Below are 18,980 nucleotides of genomic sequence, written 5' to 3'. Positions count from 1 at the left end.
CGTGATGGCCCGGTCTTTGTGAGTCTCTGTCATTGGTCTGCTCCGCTACCTTGGTTGACGATGGGTTCTCATCATCGCTTATTGTGCCCGCTCGGGGTGTGTTGGAGGAGCGGGGCGGACCATTCCATTACGCACAGGGCATCCAAGCGCCGCGTCCTGGCTGCGCTTTCGCTCGGATGGCATGACGGATCGTTTGTCCTGCCCGATGGTGTCATCGGTGATGGTGACATCCGGTTTCAGTCTGAGAGCGCATCACCACCTGATTTCGAGCAACGCGGAAGCCTTGATGACTGGCGTCGTGATGTGTCGGAGCGTGCAGCCGGTAACGACATCCTCACGCTGGCAATCAGCGCCGCCTTTGCTGGTCCATTACTGGACCTTGCGCACATTGAGCACGCGGGTCTGCATATCTATGGCGACAGCTCGGCAGGCAAGACGACTGCGGTACAAGCTGCTGTTTCGGTCTGGGGAGGGCGCGCGCTACTCAGAACATGGAGAGCGACCGCAAACGGACTCGAAGCCGCCGCGGCTGAATCCAATGATTCGCTACTCGCACTCGATGAGATCGGCCAAGCCCCGGGGCGCGAGATCGGCGCAATCATCTATCAGCTCGCCAATGGCCAAGGAAAGGCTAGGGCCAACGTCAAAGGCGGATCACGACGCCGCGCATCATGGCGGACAGTGGTCCTGTCCAGTGGCGAGCGCACCATTGAGGCTTACATGCAATCCGAGGGCGCGCGCTATCACGCGGGTCAGGATGTTCGCCTCATCAACCTGCCCGTTGGGCAACACCAACATGGAGTCTTTGATGATCTACATGGAGCCGAGGATGGGCGCGCCTTTGCAGATGCCATCAAGACGGCGACCAAGCAGCACCACGGTCTAGCTGGTCCTGCATTTGTTCGCTGGCTGATCGACCAAGACGATCTAGGGATCGGCGCCGCAATCGACGCGATTGTGACGCGCATGGAGCCGGGCAGTGGGCAAGAGGGGCGTGTTGCGCATCAGATTGCACTGATCGCTGCGGCCGGTGAACTGGCGAGCGCTGCCGGCATCACCGGATGGTCAGCAGGGCGAGCAACGCGCTCAGCAATCGACGCCTTTCAGCTTTGGCGAGATCAGCGTGGCAAAGGATCAACCGAGGATCGCCAGATTCTCGATGCGGTTCGCAGCTTCATCGAAAAGCATGGCGATAGCCGCTTCTCGGAGCGCAACGGCGACAGCAGGCACCTGGTCCGAGATCGCGCTGGATACACCGAGGCCGAGCCGACTGGTGGGCAGACCTACCTATTCCTCAGCAGTGGACTTCGTGAAGCGATCGCGGGGCATGATCTCAGCAGGGCATTGGCCGCGCTGCACAAGGCTGGATGGCTGAACCCAAGCGCAACAGGTAGACATCTGGTGCAGAAGAAGATCGACGGGCGCAATACCGCCGTCTATGCCGTGCAGCTTCCTGATGATGGGGGCGAAGAATGAACGCTCTAGACATCATCGGCCGCGCGCTCGAGACGGTAGACCGTCAAAAGGTAGACCCGGTAGACCCTGGTAGATCGGTAGAGTCTACCGTTATTCCTTTTGAAAATTAGCGCAGTAGACCGGGTAGACCGGGTAGACCGGGTAGACCCGAAAAAACAGCAGCTCGAGAGCAATCCGAGGCCAAGACTCCGCCGTTCAAGCGCTGGCGGGTCAGCGTCCACCATGGCGATGGTGAGCGCAGCTTCGACATGCTCACCCCCGCCAGCCACTCCGAGGCCGACGCCACCGACGCCGCACGCTTCCACCTCACAGATCGGCTGCGATCAGTCTCGGAGGTGTCGGCATGAGGAACGTCCGCTGCACAGATTGCCGGCACTACCGAGGCCGACATGGCTGGTGTCCTGTTGCTCGCAAGGTGGCCGGGCATACCTACCGGCGCACATGCGCGCATTGGATGAGCAGGCACCCATCGGCCGCAGAGATCCGCGCCGCCCTAGCCGATGCCGGGCTTGCTCACTACGTTCTCGAGCTTGCTGATCTCGACGGCGGTCAACGCGCGATTCGCCTCAAGCACGGCATCCCCGAGCGCGAGCGCTTTGAGCTCTATCGCCTGGCGGGCATCCGCGTCATCGCCAACGATCCGCGCATTACCGGCCGCGCGCACAAGGGCAACCGCGCGCATGGCGGGACGCCCGACGAATCCGATCCATCACTAACGGAGCGCAATGCAGCATGACCCAGCAACAGCAACGACTACACCAAGCCAACATGCAAGCACGCATCAACGCAGTGGGCGCGGCCCTCGATCGACTGGCACATCAGCGCAGAGAGCGGGATGGGAGGGAGCCGGTGCGCTGGCAGGTTCGAGAGCCCGAGCGCTCGCCGCTTGCTTGGCGGCTGGCCGCGTGAGAGTCCGCTGCCGCGACTGCGCTCGACTGAAGGGCAGGGCCTGGTGTCGAGCGCTCAAGCGCTTCGTCGGCAGCAACCGGCCGCGGGAGTGCAGCCGGTTCGTTCGGAGGGCTGAGTGAGAGAGCGCGGGTCCCGGCTGGCCCCTTTGCGAGCGGGTATTTCGCACCGCGTGATTTCGCTAGCCGCAGAGTTTCCCTAGGTCATCATCATATCGCCGCTGGCGGCATAGCCTATGAACCTGAAACAAGTCATAGACTCAGACTATTACCGGAACACCGAGCGCGAACCGTCGGGGCTCAGCCAGATTGCCACGGGGACACGAAAAGTCTTGTAAATCAAGCACTTGGGTCCTGTAGGGCAACCATCCGGGGGTATTTTAGGCGAGCGCGGTTCTCGACCATTTATTGCACCAACATAGGGCAGTCATCAGCCAATGAAACAAGCCGACATCGCACGCCACCTGGACCTCAGCGTCCGCGCCTTACGCGAGCGATACGCCGCTGGGCAGATCGACAAGACCGCAGACCTCGACGCTCAGCGTGTTCAATACATCCGCCTGCTCAGAGAGACAGCAGCCAACCGCGCGCCGAATGGTCCCCTCGATCCTCAGCAGGAGAAAGCGCGCCTCGACCAACTGCGCGCAGACGAGGTGGAGATACGCCTCGCTGAAAAGCGCAAGGAGCTGGTCCCGATCGAAGATTACGAGCGCCACATGGCCGGCGCCTTCAAGGTTGTGGCGACAACGCTCGAGAGCCTGCCAGACCGCCTAGAGCGCGATGTTGGGCTGTCACCTGAAGCCGTCACCGCTTGCTATCGCGCCGTCGACGGCTTGCGCAACGACCTTGCATCCCGGCTGCAACGCGCAAACGCGCATCCCGCATCCTGAAAAAATCCTTTTCGCATTGTGAAAAAGTGTAATAGTATAGCGTTATATGAACACTCAGCCTGAAACCCGCGCTCGAGCGAATATCCCCGTCAACGTGGAGCTGCACAGGCGCCTGAAGATCGCCGCCGCAGAGCTTGGCGTACCACTGACCGCGCTATCGACCGAAGCGATCGAGCGAGAGCTTGCGCGCCTCGAGCGCCTGCAACCGCGCCGCCGCGATGGAGCCGCCTAATGCCCCTAATCATCAATCAGCCGAATCAGGCCACCGACACAGAGCGCGTCGCCGGCAATCTCTACAAGCAACAGATGCAACGCATCAGCGACAAGGCCGAGCAGATTCGCCGCGAGCGCACCACCAACCAACAGGAACCCACCATGCCACTCCGCACCCGCGCCGAGTCCGAAGTCCTACCCGAGCCAGACGACCATCAACGCATTGTTGACCTAGAGAAAATCGTCGTGGACATGGCCGTACAGATTGAGCGCCTCGATCAGCGCTTGAAGCAGCTCGAGCCCAACGATCCGATGATCCGGCCGCGCCGATCTGACGACGATGATGATGATCCCACCGAGGTTGAGAACCGTATCCGCCGGCAAGTCTCAGGCCGCGCCGCATGATGATCCTCGACCACCAAGGCCGGCTGATCCAGTCGCCACCGCAAGCTCGGCAACGCATCCGCAAGCGCATCGCCTGGAGATCACCACCGCCGCCGATCGAGTCTGGCGAGCCCACCGAGCAACGCCTGGCGCGCGCGATCGAGCGCACCCTTTACACCCAAGTCTCAGCCCGGAGACCCTGACCATGGCCGCACAATCCGCGACAGCGAAAGCCGCGAAAGCCTACAGCGAACTGCGCAAGACCCTGCCCGATCTGCGCCGCAGCTACAGCGCGGCCCTCAAGCGCCGCGCCGAGATTGACGACAGCATCAAGCAGCTGCGCAAGCAACCACTGACCGATGCCGATCTTCAAGCCGCATTGACCCATGCGCTCGAAGCTCGGCAAAAGCGCATCCTCGAATCCGAAGGGATCGCGCAACAGCTGGGCTATGTCCGGCGAGCTGCCGGCGCGATCCTCGACGGATTGACGCAAGACGGCTGGAGCGACATGGCGCCTTTCTCGATCAGTCGCGTGGATACCAGCGACATTGAGACCTTGCTGGGCTTGCTTGGCGATCCTGCGGCCCTAGCTGAGCGCATCATGGCATCGGTCCAGCTGCCAGCCGTTGCGCCTGGTCCTAGCCTCGAAGATCGGCGCACGAAGCTGGATCAGCTGACCACCGAGCGCACTGCGCTGGCTGATGAGATCGCAGAGCTTGAAGAAGTCCTAGTGCGACTTGGCGAAGATTTAACAGCCTGGCATACCCAAGCCGCGCGATTACCGCGCGAAGGTGACACGCGCGTCAACAGCAACGGCGAGCGGGAGGTTTTCACGCGCCTGCCCAGCGCATCCGCTGAACTGCAACGCAACACGCAGCCCGGCTGGCTTTCCGAATCCGCTGCAAGAAAATCGAAGATCACGTTTCCGGCTGGTGATCTCGATCCGGTTCCGGGCTTCGACGCTGGTATCAGTCTCGAAGAAGCAGAGGCCGCTGCCGCCGCATGATCCTCGCAATCCGGCCCAACGCCTCACGGCTGGCCGTTCCCGCTGGGCAGCCATTCACCCGGTACGGCGTAACGATCACCGCACCCGAGGTGGACCTGCACCGCACCCGAGCACGATCACAGGCCGAGCTGATTGCGATCCTCGAAGCCGTGGCGCGCGTTCGGCGCTCGGTGTCGGCTGCGACAGCCTGAAGAATCCGCAGCGCGATTTTTTGCTGATCGCGCGCGATAGGGAGGCAAGCGCACGGGCTTCTCCAGATCGAGCGCTTGGCGATGTGCCGCGCTGGCCGGTTCCCGCAAGCCAGCACCTTTTTTTTTGCGCCGCTGCCTCGCGTTGAAAGGCAGTAAGGGGAGCGAAGCGCTGTCCATCGTCTTTTGTTGAGCGCTTCGCCTGTTGCCGTCCGCCGGCACGGTCCCGCTGCCGGCACCTTCACCCCCGAGGGCACCATGCACCCATGCCAGCATCCGAGGCCCGCGATCCGCTGCACGATGCCGCCCTGGCAATGATCCAAGCCGGCGCTGATGCGGCCCTGGTTTGCAGAGCTCTAAAACCCGTTCGCGCTCGCTGGGCTGGTCAAGCCTTTATCAGATCGGCCGACCCGGCCGCCGATGCAGAGATCATCCAACGCCTCGAGCAAGGGCAGCATCCTGCTCAGATCGCAAAGGCCGTGGGCAAGCATCGCACCTCGATTGTCAGAAGGCGGTCCCGCTGGCTGTCTGAGCGCGGCCCGCAGTGATCATCATCCTTGTCTATCTCAACGCCTGTTACCTATGGCGTTACCTAATCCACAAGATGGGCAAAGAAAAAGCGCTCCGGTTTCCCGTAAGCGCTTGTTTCTATTGGCTCCCCGAGCAAGACTCGAACTTGCGACCCACTGATTAACAGTCAGTTGCTCTACCAACTGAGCTATCGGGGAATTGACTCAGCCGCTTACTCTATCTCGCTTTGTCCCGCGAGTCAAGAGGTGACTTGGATCAGTCGGCTGCGCTCTTCGGCTGTGTCAGGGGTGACGACGGCCGACCGCTTGCTGGATCTCGCCGTCGCTTACACCGACCTCGGCAAGGTCGGCACGAACGCGGGTGTCATGGCGATGAACATACATCGGGTCAAAATCATGTAGGCGATTTCTGTCAAGGCACTTGCCGCCTTAGGCATCGGGCAGATCGGCGCTGAGCTGGAAACGATCGAGTCGGAACTGGTCGCTGAGCCAAAGCAATAACCGTTCCGGTGCGCTGAGCTGGTTGCGGGTCTCCATCACGGTTCGAGCGAGGGCTGGCTTGTTGGTGATCAATCCGTCGACGCCAATTGAGATTAAGCGCGTCATGGTGACCGGGTCATCGACGGTCCAGGCATAGACCTTTTTACCTTGCGCATGCGCGCGTCGAATCAATCGCAGCGAGATCTGGCCGGTGTTGAGCGCGAGGAAATCAACCTCGAGCGCCGAGAGATCCCCGATGGCGGTCGCCGCCAAGACGCCCTGAGGCCAGTCCGGGCGAAGCTGCTGCATCTTTTCCACCCCAGGGCGCTTGAGCGACATGGCGGCGACGGCGTCGGTCATGCCGGTCTCGTCGACGATCTGCGCCACGCGCTTCTCGAGCGCGATGTCATGTCCGTAATACTTCAGCTCGATGAGCACCTTGCCGCGCCCTTTTGCGGTCAGTAACACCTCGCGCAGGGTTGGTGTCCGCTCGGCGGAATAAGCGGGATCGAACCAGCTGCCGATGTCGATCTCGGCGAGGTCGGCCATGGTTGCGTTCCAGACCTTGAGATCGACGCCGGCAAGCTTCATGAAATCGCTATCGTGGGCGACGACCACCTCACCATCGGCGGTTTCTTGGACATCGATCTCGACCCAGTCGGCGCGATCCTCGAGCGCTTTTACCACAGCAGACAGGGTATTTTCTGGCCGTGCGCTCGCCGCGCCGCGGTGGGCGATGATCTCCACACGGCGCTCGCCGCTGACGCCCTCTAGCAGTTCTCCGCCAGCGTAGATTGCACCGACGACGAGCAACGCTGCGGGTAACAGGATTGCACCCCAGGCGAGCCGGCGGCTGCCGGTTTCGGCTGCTAGTTGCTGAACGGCGAGCGGCTGACGGCCGGTTGCGTCTCGATAGAGACGATCGAGCAAGGCGGCGAGTGCGCCGTTCGCGAGTGCTGCAAGCACGGCATCGGCAAACATCCAGACGAGGATCAGCGCGAGGGTGTAGAGCACGATCAAGCGCAAGTCTGGTCCCACTAGAGCTTGCAATTGGCCAATCAAGATCCCGGCGATGGCCGCCACCAATGCAGCGAGCAGAATCCGCACCAGGAGCCAAGCGAGGAGACGGCGAATCACTTCAAGTTGGTCGTCTTGCAGCTCGGCGGCACTCAAGGCGAAGCAGCGTCTCGGCGCAACCTGTCGGAACAGCAGGAAATGCAAGGCTACTGCCCAGCTTGATAGTTGCCAGACGAGCACGATCGACAACAGCAGCAACAGCGCACCGATGCTGGCCGCAGCAGCGAGAAACGCGGGCGGTTGAGTGCTGAGGTAATAGTTGATGTCGTACTCGCCCAGAGCCGCCCAGGCGACAAGCCCCGAGAGCAGCAGCAACGGTACAGCGATCAGCAATAAGCGGAGAACCAACAGCAGCGCGAAGCGAAACAGCGAGGTAAAGCGGGCGAGGATGAGTGAGAGTCCCTCGATCAAGGCACGCATGGCGTTGTGCTGATGCAGGCGCAGCGTGTTGGTCATCACGGCCACCTCCAACACGCTGGCGATGAGGAGCAAACTCACCACCACGAGAGCCCCAGCGAAGCCGCCGGGTGTGAGCAGGAAACCGGCGATGTCCTGATCAGTCAGCACGGCCTCGCCGGAGGTCGCGAGCACGCCCGCGAGCACCAGCCCGAGCAGCGGTACGATCACCGCCGCGGCAAGCAGGCGCAGTGCGAGATGGATCGCTGTGAAGGGCGCCAGATAGCCCCAGGCGATGCGATAAGCGGTGGCGACCTCTCGGAATGCGTTCATTGGTGTCGGCCGTGGCTCATTGGTGGGCGCTGGTGTGCTGATAAAAAACTTGGCAGAGTCCGGTCTGAATCCCTGAGTCAGCGACGACCTCGGCCACGCGGTGGGTCACCGCAATGGGTCCACGTGTGCGAGTGGTGATGGAGAAGGTGGATTGGTGTACCTGCATGAGTCTTGGGCTGCGGCAGCAGGGTCGCTGCGGTAACGGCTCGAGGCAATAGTGTAGCCTAGAGATCCCCGGACGCCGTTCTCGGTTCATTCCCACTATGAGATCGGTGATCTGCCGGCGTTCGTAAGAGTCTTACGCGAACGATTCGCATTTGTCTTGATCTTAGAGATAAGAAGCATTACTATTTGTGGGAATGAGGCCAATGCCTCTGTTGTAACGCTTGCCGTCGAACTCTAGCCCATGAATCCTCGTGACCTCAGCTATCTGCCCTTTGCGAGTGGCATGCGCCGCCATGTGACTTTGCCGCCGCTCTTGGCCAGCAGCGATTGGCAGCTGCGTCTGCGTCACCGCAGCGCCGGCCGGGCGCGACTGCAGCTGCCAGTGCTGCGGCGCGAGCCCGGGCTGGCCGATCGTCTCAGCGCGGCGCTCGAGATCGATCCGCAGATCCGCGCGGTTCGCCTGAATCCGCGCTGCGCCAGCCTAGTCGTCCATCATGCGCTGGACCACTGCTCGGATACGGCCTTGATGGCACAGCTGATGAGGCGGATCGAGCCCCTGAGCCTGGCCTGGCGCGTCTCAAAAGTGCAGGGTGTTGTGGATAGGATCGAGCCAGATTTGGCATCGGGCTCAGCCTCGGCGTTATGCTCAGCTTCGGCTGCAGAGGAAGTGGATCAGCGTCGCGAGGCGGCTGTTCAGAAGCCGATCGCAGCGCAGGCAAATTGCTCAACGAGATCCCGCCGTCCTGGCTTGACTTGGGCCCTGGCCGATGTGCCGATTCGCCAAGGCGCTTTGGCTCGCGAACCACTTTCGAGCTTGCATCAGAAACAGCCATCCGCGGTGCGCTCGCGCCGATCATCGCGGCGGCCAAACTGTTGGCTCTGTGCCCTGCATCGCCGATTCATGCGCTGGATGGCTCGCCTTTCGCTGCGCTGTTGGTTGCAGGGACGCTAAGAAGGGGCGACCAGCCATGCCTTCGGCGTTAAGGTGCCAGTGCCCAGCTTCCAGATGTCGGTCATCACAGAACATCGCTCAGCCCCAACGCCAGCAATGCCGCAAGCGCGAACAGCAATGGCAGGATCGCCGCGCTGACCCAGAGACCGCTGCGCAGCATGGCGCGCTGGGGCACTTGGCCGCTGCCAAAGATGATGGCATTTGGCGGGGTTGCGACCGGCAGCAGGAAGGCGCAAGAGGTTCCCAGGGCGATGAGCATGGCCATCGCGACGCTGTCAATCTGCGGGGCCAGACCAATGAACAGCGGGATCAGCAAGGCCGCGCTGGCGGTATTACTGGCCACCTCGGTCAGCGCCATCGCGAACAGCACCACCAGCATCAGACTGAGCACCATCGGCATCGACCCGAAAGGCCCCGCGAGCAAGCTGGCCAGCCAGGCGCCGGCACCGCTCGACTCGAGGACCAAGCTCAGCGTCAGTCCGCCGCCGAACAGCAAGAGCACGCCCCAGTCCGTGCGCTCGGCGATCGCGCGCCAGGGGGCTAGACCGAAGGCATGCAGCGCAATCAGCGCAAGCAGCGCCACCGCCGCATCATAGCCTGTACTGATCTGCAGCCAATCGGCAATCAGGCTGCCGAACACCCGGGCGAGCACGGTGCTCGCGAACACCAGCAGCATGAGCCACTGTGCTCGCCCCCAGCGCAGGGGCTCGCCGATCGGCTCGACCTGGCCGGTGAGCTGCGGCCGCAGGCTCAGGCGCAAGGCGAGCTCCATCAGCGGCAGCATCAGGATCACCAGCGGTACGCCGATCATCAGCCAGGCGGCGAAACCGAGGCCGGTATTGGCGGCCGCGATCGCATTCGGCGGGCTGCCCACCAGGGTGCCGATGCCGCCGATGTTGGCCGCGAAGGCGATTCCGAGCAGCACATAGATGCGCGTGTTGCGCTCGGTTTTGGTATCAGTCTTGGTATTGGGTGCAGCGGGCAAGGTCGCAAGCAGGCCAAGCGCTAACGGGAGCATCATCGCTGCGGTCGCGGTGTTGCTGATCCACATCGATAACAGCGCCGTGAGCCAGAACAACGCCCGCGCGGCGCGGTCGAGCCCGGGGCCAGCGCGCTGCACCACCCAGGTTGCCAGCCAGCGGTCGAGGCCTTGCTCGCGCAAGCCGGTGGCGAGCGCGAAGCCACCGAGGAACAGGAAGATCACCGGATTGGCAAAGGCAGCCAGGGCCTGATCCAGCGGCATGATCCCACTCGTGGTTGCGAGCAAGGGCACCAGCAGCGCGGTGACGCTCAGATGCAGGGCCTCGCTGAGCCAGAGCCAGGCAATCGCGGCCAGGATCGCGAGCCCGCTGGCGACCTCTCCGAGCAGCGGGCTGGCGCCGAATTCAAGGCCGAGGTAGAGCGCGAGGCCGATGATGAGATTCAGTGTGTGCATCATGAGTGGGTGTTGAGACCCAATTCACATCCTTGAGCTTAGGGCATGGCCGACTTTTGCGTATTTCAGGGTCTTCTGCTAGCGTTACTGGTATCGTTCACTTAAAAGGGGTCGCATCATGGATGTTTCCGTCAACAATGCCGTTAGTGCATCGCTGTACATGAACCAAGCGCAGACCGCGCAGCAGGCTCAGATGCAGATCTTTAAGGATGCGCTCGATAATCAAGCGCAGCAGGTCTCTGCTTTGATGGAGTCCGCAATGACAGGCTCTGGGACAGATTCTGGTTCTAACCTCGCGTCTGAGGGCCACCTTGGCACCCAAATTAATACCTACGCCTGACCGCTATCCTGCCTGAATCCTCGATCCCTAATCCCTTGAGTTCGCCTTCTAGGGCGTCGCACTCGGATCGAGGAGCCTCCGCCCGGTCTGTGACATCGACCTTAGCAGGGGCCAGGTGATTGGTCAGCCGTTGATCGTCCCCTTGGTCACCGCTGTTGCCCCTGGTCCCCGCTGTTGATACGCCGCTTGTCTCGACCGATCAGTCACTGACCTCGTTTGGGGCGCTGGCCTTGTCCTGCTGCGCTGTCATCAAGTAAATCTCGACGCGGCGATTCCGGCGCTGACCCTCCGGCGTTGCGTTATCGGCGATGGGCTGGGTGGAGCCGGCGCCCTGCGCCACCACGCGCTCCGCGGCTATGTCGCGATCGATCAATGCCTGACGCACCGCCTCGGCGCGTTGCTGAGAGAGCGGCTGGTTGATCTCGGGGCTACCGAGACTATCGGTATGTCCTTCGATTCGGACGTTGATCTCTGGGCGGTCCTCGAGCCATTGTGCGACGCGATCGAGAGTCGGCAAGTTCGTTGTCGGCAACACCGCGCTTGCACTGTCGAACGAGAGCTCGTCAGGTTCAAACTCAACAAGAATGCCTGTTTCGGTGAGCTGTCCACCGATCTCGTCGGCGTCTTCTTGTGAAAGGCCCAGGTTGCTGACCGGCTGATCGGCCTCGGCCTCGGCCTCGGCCTCGGCTTTGGCAAGGGCAGGCTTGGTGGATGCCAACTCATCGCGCAGCGCCGTCAGAGCCGAGCGCTCGGCTTCAAGGGCCTCGGTGAGCTCGGCGATTTGGGTCTCGGTCTGGAGCACCAACGCATCGCGCTCTTCCCGAGCGATACTGAGTTGTCGCTCCAGTTGCTTGCGCTCCTCTGCGTCGGCTTCTGCCTCTGCCTCTGCCTCTGCCTCTGCCTCTGCCTCTGCCACGGCTTCAGCTTCTGCCACGGCTTTAGGTTCGGCTTCGGCTTCGGCAAGATCGGTCTTGGCCGCATCGAGCTCCTCGCGCAGCGCTGCTAGCGCCGCGCGCTCGGCTTCAAGGGCCTCGGTGAGCCCGGTGATTTGGGCCTCGGCGTCTGCCTGGAGCGATTTGGCAGCTTCCAGCTCATCGCGTTGCCTGGCTAGCATCGCGCGCTGGTTCTCGAGCGTCTCGGTGAGTTCGACGATTTGGCCTTGGGTCTCGAGGACCAACGCATCGCGCTCCTCACGAGCGATGTCGAGCTGCCGCTCTAAGCGGGTGCGCTCTTCGGCGGACAGCCCCTCAGCCTCCGATGAGGCGATGCTGTTGGCCTGGAAGGCCAGGCTCGCGATCGCGATGGTCGCGGTTGCGATGGTAGTGGCGATCAAATGACGGATGTTGTTGCGGGCAGTGATCATCATTCCCCCTTTAGCCTGACGATGAAGCATTGTTGTGCATGCTTGTTGTGCATGCTGGTTTTGTGCATGTTGGGCGCGAATCCTCAAACGCCCAGGATCTGGACGTCGGTCGATTGACTCCGGGCGATTGTAGACGCTCCGCCTTCGTTTGACCCGATGCAGGCGCTCTGGTTAGCGAATGTCCGTTCGGACGATGGCGTTGAGGTCGCCCGGTACCGGTTCGTTGAGCATGCGGTGTCATGGTAACTTGTGCAGATTAGCCTCACTCCTTTGCTCAGCCGCTATCGTCACTGCTGATGGACATCTCCGTCGCCCTCTCCACCTTCGCCTTGTTGTTTCTCGCCGAGATGGGCGACAAGTCACAGCTGTTGGTGATGACGCTGGCGCATCGCTACAGACCGGGCCCGGTGATTGCCGGTAGCTTCGTCGCCTTTGCCCTGTTGAATCTGCTGGCTGTGGTTGTCGGCCAGGCCTTGTTCGACTGGCTTCCGCAGGGCTGGCTCCTGCTCGTCGCGGCTGGCCTGTTCCTGTTCTTCGGCGTTCGCTCTTGGCAGGACGCGAATCAGGGTGAGGATGATGCCGAGATTCCCGCACGCAACAGTGGCGGTTTTCTTCAGAGCTTTTCGCTGATCTTTGTCGCTGAGCTTGGCGATAAGACGCAGCTGGCGATGCTGGCCTTGGCTGCCAGCACCGGTGATCTCTGGGCCGTGCTGTTCGGCGGCACGCTGGCGCTCTGGAGCGTCTCGCTGATCGGTATCCTGTTTGGCTGCACCCTGCTGCGACGGTTACCAACGCACTGGGTGCATCGAGCCGCGGCGATCCTTTTCATCGGCTTTGGCTTGCTGGCACTGGGGCAGCTGCTCTTCAATGGCGTTGTGGTGATTGGATGGATGATCGGGCATGGCTGACGGTGGTTGGCATTGGCGAAGACGGGCTCAGCGGCCTCGGGCGCGAGGCGTGTGCTGCGATTGAGGCGGCGACGCAGGTCTTCGGTGGCGAGCGGCATCTGGCGCTGCTAGCGCCCCAATCCGGACAGCAACGCCGGCCTTGGCCGCGGCCATTCGCACTGGCTTACGATCAGGTGCTCGCGCACCGGGGCGAGCCGGTCTGCGTACTGGCGAGTGGTGATCCGATGTTCTACGGCATCGGCTCGCAACTGGCCGAGCGCCTACCGCTCGAGGAGCTGCGCGTGCTGCCGGCACCATCGTCGATGAGCCTGGCCGCGGCACGGCTGGGCTGGCCGCTGCAGCAGGTGCGGGTGGTGCCGGCGCACGGCCGGCCGCTCGCGCGCGTTGCGCGCTACCTCGCCGAGGGGGTTCGATTGCTGGTGCTGAGCGCCGATGGCGAGACACCGGAGGCACTGGCTCGACTCTTGGTTACGCGCGGCTATGGTGCCAGCCAATTGTGCGTTTTTGGGCGCATGGGTGGACCGGAGGAAACGCGTCGCGACGGCACCGCGGCTTCTTGGCTCGGAAGCACTACCGATGTGCATCGTGTCGCGCCTGATCCGTCGCTGAATCTGGTGGCGGTGCACTGCCACGCTGATCCAGGAACCCGCCCGCTGTCGCGTCGCAGCGCGCTGCCTGATTCAGCCTTCGAGCATGATGGCCAGCTGACCAAACGCGACGTGCGCGCATTGACCTTGGCGCGGTTGGCTCCGCAGCCCGGCGAGCTGCTCTGGGATGTCGGCGCCGGTTGTGGCTCGATCGGCATCGAGTGGCTGCGCGCCGAATCCAGCTGTCGGGCGATTGCGATCGAGTCGCATCCCGATCGATGCGGCTTCATCGAGCGTAACCGCGACCGACTCGGCGTGCCGGAGCTTGAGCTGGTCGCGGGTCAGGCGCCAGCGGTGCTCGCCGAGCTTGCGACTCCGGATGCGATCTTTATCGGCGGCGGACTCACTGTCGACGGTGTCGTTGAGCACTGCTGGCAAGCGCTGCGGCCTGGCGGGCGGCTGGTGGCCAATGCGGTCACCTTGCAGACCGAATCGGCGCTGGTGGCCTGGCGCGGGCGGATCGGCGGCGAGCTGACGCGCGTGAGTGTCGCCCAAGCCGAGCCGCTCGGACGGTTCGATGGCTGGCGCACGGCGCGGCCGATCACGCTGCTGAGCGCTGAGAAGCCACTGGCCGACACCGACCGCTAAGGGCCTCAAGGCAGGAACAGGGCGGCAGCGGCAGCCGGGGCCGAGGGAAAGTAGAGATGCAGATAGCTCGCCCGGATCGGGCCCTGCTGATAGAAGGGCTCGCCCGGTTGGCCATCATGCTGACGGATGCCGTTCTGCACGGCGGCGATCGATGTACTCATGGTTGAGTGATGAAAACTATGGCCGCGTAGCTCGCCGGCCGGATGCGCGAGCGCTTGCATGCCGAGCCCGGCCAGACCTGGCTGCAAACGACCTGTGCCGGGGAGCAGACCCGCCATCTCGGCGCTTTGCCCCTGCTTGTCGCTCAGATGCTCGAGCAGATAGAGCATGCCGCCACATTCGGCATAGAGCGGCCGTCCGGCGTCGACATGGGCACGCAGCGCCGCTTTGATGGCGCTGTTGGCGGCAAGTTGCGCCAGATGAAGCTCCGGATAGCCACCTGGTAGGTAGATGGCGTCGGCCGGATCGAGTGCTTCGTCGCTGAGCGGTGAAAAAAAGGCCAGGTCAGCACCAAGCTGCACGAGCAGTCGCAGATTGGCCGCATAGAGAAACGAGAAAGCGGCATCGCGGGCGATGGCAATGCGACGACCGGCGAGTGGGGTTCCAGCGATTGGAGTTTTGGCAAGCGGCGTTCTGGCAAGCGGCGTTTCGGCAAGCGGCGTTTCGGCAACCGGCATCCCGACACCTGGCGTTGAGGATGGTGCTGTTCCCTTTGGCGCTTGGAAACGAACCGGCTTCGGCAGTGCCGCGAGTTCGGTCGTGCCGATGTGCTCGGCTAACTGATCGAGCCGTTGCTCCAGATCGGCGATCTCCTGTGCCTGTACCAGCCCCAGATGGCGGCTCGGCAGGACGGCCTCATCGAGCCGGGGCAGGGCGCCCAGATAGGGCAGCTCGGCCGGTATCCCGGCGCGGATCATCTCGGCATGGCGCGCGCTGCCAACGCGGTTGGCGGCGATCCCAGCGAAATGCAGTCCTGGACGATACTGCATCAGGCCGAGGGCGAGGGCGCCGAAGGTCTGACCCATGCCGCGGGCGTCGATCAGCGCCGCGACCGGTAGCCCAAAGGTCTCGGCTAGATCGGCGCCGGACGGTGAGCCATCAAAGAGCCCCATCGCGCCCTCGACCAGGATCAGGTCGGCCTCGCCTGCAGCCTGGTAGAGGGCGCGCCGGCAGTCGTCCTCGCCGACCATCCACAGATCGAGCGGCTCAGCCTCGGTGCCGGCGCCGGCTGCGCGCCCGAGGATCATCGGGTCGAGGAAGTCGGGGCCGGTCTTGAACACCCGCACCCGACGACCCGCATTGCGATGATGGCGGGCGAGGGCGGCGGTCAGCGTGGTCTTGCCCTGACCGGAGGAGGTGGCGCTCAGGAAGAGCGCGGGGCATTGATGATCCAGGCCGCGATCATGGCCGCAATCATGAGCGCGATCATGAGTGCCAGCATGGGACTGAGCCGAGTGACGAGCACTGGGCTGCGGCGCGGGGCTGCGTGTGGAGGCCTGGATGGAGTGGCCAGTGGCTGGGCCAAGGTAAGGCATGATGATCCTATAAACCGCAGATGCACGCAGATTAAAATTTTATAAAACAAAGCCCTAGCGAGTTTTTAGCAAGGCCACCAATGGCACAATTCCCGTTTCCATCCCAGTACTCGACTGGTGAGCGACCACCGACGGTCGCCATCGGCATCGGCTGCATGCGCGGTATTGCGTTAGCGACCTTGGAAGCGGCGGTCGACGCGGCGCTGCGCGGCTTAGGGCCGGTGACGGTGATCGCGCTGGCGAGTATCGAGCGCAGGCGGGATGAGCCGGCATTATGGCAGCTAGCGCGGTCCCATGGCTGGCCGTTATGGTTCTTTAGCGCCGACGAGTTGGCGGTGATACCGGTCGCGCGGCCATCGCCGAGTTTGTTGCGCTCGATCGGCACTGCGTCCGTTGCCGAGGCCGCGGCCTTATTGGCAGCAAACCGTAATGGATTGGCGGCGGACCCCAATGGAGCGCCAGGCGAGCCACCGCAGTTGCTGGTCGAGAAGCAAGCGCATCAGGGTGTGGACGGCAAATGGGTCACGGTGGCCGTGGCGGGAATTGGTCCCCGGCCCTAAGCCGCGCCGCGCCGAGGACGACCAAGCTGGTTCATAGGATGAGACGAAGCTGGTGCAGAACATGAGGAATAACCAGCGCAACGTCGTCAGCGCGAAGCCTGTGATTGCTTTGGCGCCGGCCATCACCTCCGGTGCAAGGACGCCCCAAACGCTGATCGCACCGCAGATGAGGACGAAGAGTGCAAAGACGCCTCCGAGCTTGCGCTTGGATGACACCGCTTTGGACATCGGCATGTCCTGTTAGGCGAAGGGCTTCGTTCGCGCGGGGTTCAGTGACTGCGGTGTTTTCGATCTTGATCCTGAATGCCAGGCAACGGGGGTTGGGATGGCTCCGGAATGCGGCAAGTGTTCGGCTGCCCAAGATGGGCCGCATTGGCTATGATGCCTAGGTGAAAAAAGCCCGAGGTCTCCATCGTATAGAGAGGCTGCCGAACCAGTGAACAGGCGATGAGCCTCGATCAAGACAGCCTCAATACCCACTTTGGCGACATCTGGCCCGTCCACAACGATGCGTTCGCCGAGCTGTTGGTGATGCTGCGGCGGCACTTCGGTGGCGACCTGGACCGCATGCTGGTGCTGGCGATCATTGGCGCGCGCACCCTTGCAAGGGGCCGCATCGCGAGAATGTCCTACGACCGCTTCATGGTGCCGAACAGGCCCGACCCCGAGACCGCGCCAATCAATCTCCAGTCCATCGCCGACTACAGCGGCATCCCGCGCGAAACCGTCCGCCGCAAGGTCAATGACCTAGAGCGTCTGGGCTGGATCATCCGCCGTGACAAGGGCTATCTGATTGCAACGGAGAAGGCCGCTCGCGATCTGGCACCGGCGACCGAGGCCACCATGCGCTACCTGCTCAAGGTCGTCACAGCCTGCAATCAAGCAGCCGACTGAGCCTGCGATCGGCTATCGCTCATGGGGCTGTGCCACCCCGGCCGCGGCACACTCACCGCCGAGGAGCGGTTCAAGATCAACGACCCTATCGTGCAGATGATCGTCATGCTCTTCGAGCTGCCCTTCCCGAAGCATCTCAAGCAGGTGCCCGAGATTGCCAACGGTCACCATGAAAAGATGGACGGCAGCGGCTATCCGAAGTGGCTCAAGCGGGACGAGATGAGGATGGTGATGGTGGCGGGAGCGAACGGAGCTAGAGCACCGCGGATGAGTAGCCGGGGCGCAGCCTCGGTCTCGCCGATCGAGGCTGGTCTTGATCCGCGACCGCCCAATATGGGCGAAAAGCCGGTTGCGCCTGTCCATCGCCTTGACTCTAATCCGGCTATCCTCGAATCAACCACCCGGCGATCGCGATGTATGACCCCAGTCTCTTCCGCCTCGATGGCGCCATTGCCTTAGTCACCGGCGCTGGCGCCGGCATCGGCCGAGCCATCGCCGAAACCTTTGCTGCTGCGGGTGCCGCCGTTGCTGTCACCGACCGCGATGCGGCGGCGGCCAAGCAGGTGGCAGATGCCATCAGCTCGGCTGGTGGCAAGGCCACCAGCACCGGCTGTGATGTGACGAAAGAAGAAGACCTGGAAATCGTTGATCGTCAAAGCGGCTGGGCCGTCCTACCCCGGGCTCGCAGCGAACGAATTCCTCTGCTTGAGTGCCGCCATGAGAGCCGGCATTGCGACACCCGAATTCGCGCTTTCCAATGATGGTCAGCTCTTGGTACTGGATCGATTTGATTTCGTTGAACGAGAAGATGGATCGATCGAGCGGCTCGGCTTTGAAGATATCGCTGCGCTCGCGGGCTTGCGGGTTAGAGACACGCTGTCGGATCGCAAATATCAGGGGAGCTATCAGGCCATCGCTGAGCTGCTCAAGCAACTCCAACTGCCATGTGAAAACCTGCAGCGTTTCTTCGAGCAGGTCGCCTTTTCGGTGATGGTGCGCAATGGCGATGCACATCTCAAGAATTTTGGGCTGCTCTATCGCTCGGCCGCCGACGCCTGGCTAGCGCCCATGTACGACGTTGTGACCACGAGCATCTACCGTTACACCCGATATGAAGGTGGGCCTGAGCTGGAAGACAAGACCATGGCGCTTAAACTGCTCCGAGGTCGGCGCCAAACCAGGGCCTACCCGACCAGCGACGAGCTGATGGCGTTTGGGCGCAGCATCTGCAGCGTCGCGAAACCCGAGACGGCCATGCAAAACATCGCCCAAGCCATGACAGAGACACTGCAGCAGGCCAAGCGTGATGAGCGCATCCCATCAGCACTGCGTTCTGCAATGAGCACGGCTTGGGAAGCGGGGATGGCTTATGCAAACTTGGACCGAATGCGTTGCGGCGTCGGCTGAGTCTGCATTCTCCGTCACCCGCGCCTCGTAGCCATCGCGACGGCTCAGGATCAGGTCGTGGATCATTGCGTCCTTGGCCGCCGCCACCATCTGCTGCCTCGGGCAGGGTCTCGGCCCATTGCGCGACATTCGCATCGGCCTTTCCGGAGCGGACCTTGCGCAACTCGGAGACGACGTTGGTATCGAGCAAGAACATTAGTCTAGGTCGAGCGTTTTAGGGCGATCAAGCAGCCGCGGCGGCTCGAAATCGATCTCCTCTACGCCCGGCATGGACAGCAGATCGGCGATGTTGCGGTCTGTTCGGGCAA

At 62.6% G+C, this 18,980-nt stretch carries 23 protein-coding genes and 1 tRNA gene; 19 read left to right on the top strand and 5 right to left on the bottom strand.

What is annotated here, in order from left to right; all coding sequences use genetic code 11:
- Positions 1-60: 60 nt before the first annotated feature.
- The 10 genes from CKO42_RS21000 (at position 61) to CKO42_RS28755 (ending at position 5,610) form a co-directional block, all read left to right on the top strand.
- A complete protein-coding gene (locus tag CKO42_RS21000; protein ID WP_242479581.1) occupies positions 61-1,476 on the top strand; it encodes a DUF927 domain-containing protein in 1,416 nt (471 codons plus the stop codon).
- A gap of 454 nt (positions 1,477-1,930) precedes the next feature.
- Entirely contained in the window at positions 1,931-2,212 is a 282-nt protein-coding gene (locus tag CKO42_RS20995) for a hypothetical protein (protein WP_200248374.1), read from the top strand.
- Positions 2,209-2,385, top strand: coding sequence for a hypothetical protein (locus tag CKO42_RS20990; protein WP_200248372.1), 177 nt, complete (start codon positions 2,209-2,211; stop codon positions 2,383-2,385). The genes CKO42_RS20995 and CKO42_RS20990 overlap by 4 nt, the downstream gene beginning before the upstream one ends.
- A 433-nt stretch (positions 2,386-2,818) precedes the next feature.
- Positions 2,819-3,271, top strand: a complete 453-nt coding sequence (locus CKO42_RS20985) for a DUF1441 family protein (protein WP_200248370.1) — start codon at positions 2,819-2,821, stop codon at positions 3,269-3,271.
- Positions 3,272-3,317: 46 nt separating this feature from the next.
- Positions 3,318-3,503 carry a hypothetical protein gene (locus CKO42_RS20980; protein ID WP_200248368.1) on the top strand — a complete coding sequence of 62 codons (186 nt, stop codon included), beginning with the start codon at positions 3,318-3,320 and terminating at the stop codon, positions 3,501-3,503.
- Positions 3,503-3,889, top strand: a complete 387-nt coding sequence (locus CKO42_RS20975) for a hypothetical protein (RefSeq protein ID WP_200248366.1) — start codon at positions 3,503-3,505, stop codon at positions 3,887-3,889. The genes CKO42_RS20980 and CKO42_RS20975 overlap by 1 nt, the downstream gene beginning before the upstream one ends.
- The gene (locus CKO42_RS20970) at positions 3,889-4,071 is read left to right on the top strand and encodes a hypothetical protein (RefSeq protein ID WP_200248364.1); all 183 of its coding nucleotides are present in this window, start codon (positions 3,889-3,891) and stop codon (positions 4,069-4,071) included. The genes CKO42_RS20975 and CKO42_RS20970 overlap by 1 nt, the downstream gene beginning before the upstream one ends.
- 2 nt (positions 4,072-4,073) lie before the next feature.
- Positions 4,074-4,874: a hypothetical protein gene (locus tag CKO42_RS20965; RefSeq protein WP_200248362.1), complete on the top strand. Its 801-nt coding sequence runs from the start codon at positions 4,074-4,076 to the stop codon at positions 4,872-4,874.
- Positions 4,871-5,065 carry a hypothetical protein gene (locus tag CKO42_RS20960; protein ID WP_200248360.1) on the top strand — a complete coding sequence of 65 codons (195 nt, stop codon included), beginning with the start codon at positions 4,871-4,873 and terminating at the stop codon, positions 5,063-5,065. Before CKO42_RS20965 ends, CKO42_RS20960 begins: the two co-directional genes overlap by 4 nt.
- A gap of 263 nt (positions 5,066-5,328) precedes the next feature.
- Positions 5,329-5,610: a helix-turn-helix domain-containing protein gene (locus CKO42_RS28755; protein WP_476737481.1), complete on the top strand. Its 282-nt coding sequence runs from the start codon at positions 5,329-5,331 to the stop codon at positions 5,608-5,610.
- Between the two features lie 104 nt (positions 5,611-5,714).
- On the opposite strand, the gene CKO42_RS20955 is transcribed toward CKO42_RS28755, so the two are convergent.
- Positions 5,715-5,790 (bottom strand) — tRNA-Asn (locus CKO42_RS20955).
- Positions 5,791-6,021: 231 nt separating this feature from the next.
- Positions 6,022-7,878, bottom strand: coding sequence for a glycerophosphodiester phosphodiesterase family protein (locus tag CKO42_RS20950; protein WP_200248358.1), 1,857 nt, complete (start codon positions 7,876-7,878; stop codon positions 6,022-6,024).
- 406 nt (positions 7,879-8,284) lie between these two features.
- Between CKO42_RS20950 and CKO42_RS20940 the strand changes: the two genes are divergently transcribed.
- Positions 8,285-8,995, top strand: a complete 711-nt coding sequence (locus tag CKO42_RS20940; RefSeq protein ID WP_200248354.1) for a hypothetical protein — start codon at positions 8,285-8,287, stop codon at positions 8,993-8,995.
- Between the two features lie 64 nt (positions 8,996-9,059).
- On the opposite strand, the gene CKO42_RS20935 is transcribed toward CKO42_RS20940, so the two are convergent.
- Positions 9,060-10,430, bottom strand: a complete 1,371-nt coding sequence (locus CKO42_RS20935) for an SLC13 family permease (protein ID WP_200248352.1) — start codon at positions 10,428-10,430, stop codon at positions 9,060-9,062.
- A gap of 118 nt (positions 10,431-10,548) precedes the next feature.
- Here CKO42_RS20935 and CKO42_RS20930 point away from each other — a divergent pair, with 118 nt between their 5' ends.
- On the top strand, positions 10,549-10,770 hold the full coding sequence (locus CKO42_RS20930; RefSeq protein WP_200248350.1) for a putative motility protein: 222 nt from the start codon (positions 10,549-10,551) through the stop codon (positions 10,768-10,770).
- Positions 10,771-10,969: 199 nt separating this feature from the next.
- Here CKO42_RS20930 and CKO42_RS20925 read toward each other — a convergent pair whose 3' ends face one another.
- On the bottom strand, positions 10,970-12,136 hold the full coding sequence (locus CKO42_RS20925) for an OmpA family protein (protein WP_200248347.1): 1,167 nt from the start codon (positions 12,134-12,136) through the stop codon (positions 10,970-10,972).
- A 293-nt stretch (positions 12,137-12,429) separates the two neighbouring features.
- On the opposite strand from CKO42_RS20925, the gene CKO42_RS20920 reads away from it, so the two are divergent.
- Together CKO42_RS20920 and cbiE are read left to right on the top strand one after the other, a co-directional pair.
- On the top strand, positions 12,430-13,041 hold the full coding sequence (locus CKO42_RS20920; protein ID WP_200248344.1) for a TMEM165/GDT1 family protein: 612 nt from the start codon (positions 12,430-12,432) through the stop codon (positions 13,039-13,041).
- Entirely contained in the window at positions 13,020-14,276 is a 1,257-nt protein-coding gene (gene cbiE, locus CKO42_RS20915) for a precorrin-6y C5,15-methyltransferase (decarboxylating) subunit CbiE (protein ID WP_200248342.1), read from the top strand. Before CKO42_RS20920 ends, cbiE begins: the two co-directional genes overlap by 22 nt.
- A gap of 5 nt (positions 14,277-14,281) precedes the next feature.
- On the opposite strand, the gene CKO42_RS20910 is transcribed toward cbiE, so the two are convergent.
- The gene (locus tag CKO42_RS20910; RefSeq protein WP_242479580.1) at positions 14,282-15,670 is read right to left on the bottom strand and encodes a cobyrinic acid a,c-diamide synthase CobB; all 1,389 of its coding nucleotides are present in this window, start codon (positions 15,668-15,670) and stop codon (positions 14,282-14,284) included.
- A 221-nt stretch (positions 15,671-15,891) separates the two neighbouring features.
- Here CKO42_RS20910 and CKO42_RS20905 point away from each other — a divergent pair, with 221 nt between their 5' ends.
- From CKO42_RS20905 to CKO42_RS20885, 5 genes are all read left to right on the top strand, one after another.
- On the top strand, positions 15,892-16,371 hold the full coding sequence (locus CKO42_RS20905; RefSeq protein WP_200248337.1) for a cobalamin biosynthesis protein: 480 nt from the start codon (positions 15,892-15,894) through the stop codon (positions 16,369-16,371).
- 447 nt (positions 16,372-16,818) lie between these two features.
- Entirely contained in the window at positions 16,819-17,265 is a 447-nt protein-coding gene (locus CKO42_RS20900; RefSeq protein ID WP_200248335.1) for a helix-turn-helix domain-containing protein, read from the top strand.
- A gap of 21 nt (positions 17,266-17,286) precedes the next feature.
- Entirely contained in the window at positions 17,287-17,724 is a 438-nt protein-coding gene (locus CKO42_RS20895) for an HD domain-containing phosphohydrolase (RefSeq protein ID WP_200248332.1), read from the top strand.
- Positions 17,679-18,026 carry an SDR family NAD(P)-dependent oxidoreductase gene (locus CKO42_RS28020; protein WP_200248330.1) on the top strand — a complete coding sequence of 116 codons (348 nt, stop codon included), beginning with the start codon at positions 17,679-17,681 and terminating at the stop codon, positions 18,024-18,026. The genes CKO42_RS20895 and CKO42_RS28020 overlap by 46 nt, the downstream gene beginning before the upstream one ends.
- Positions 17,911-18,672, top strand: a complete 762-nt coding sequence (locus CKO42_RS20885; protein ID WP_242479576.1) for a type II toxin-antitoxin system HipA family toxin — start codon at positions 17,911-17,913, stop codon at positions 18,670-18,672. The genes CKO42_RS28020 and CKO42_RS20885 overlap by 116 nt, the downstream gene beginning before the upstream one ends.
- The last annotated feature ends 308 nt before the right edge of the window (positions 18,673-18,980 follow it).

The organism is Lamprobacter modestohalophilus (assembly GCF_016583905.1).
GTDB classification, from domain to species: Bacteria; Pseudomonadota; Gammaproteobacteria; order Chromatiales; family Chromatiaceae; genus Lamprobacter; species Lamprobacter modestohalophilus.
The sequence above is the reverse complement of the archived record's forward strand: the minus strand, read 5'-3'. Positions and strand labels throughout refer to the sequence as shown.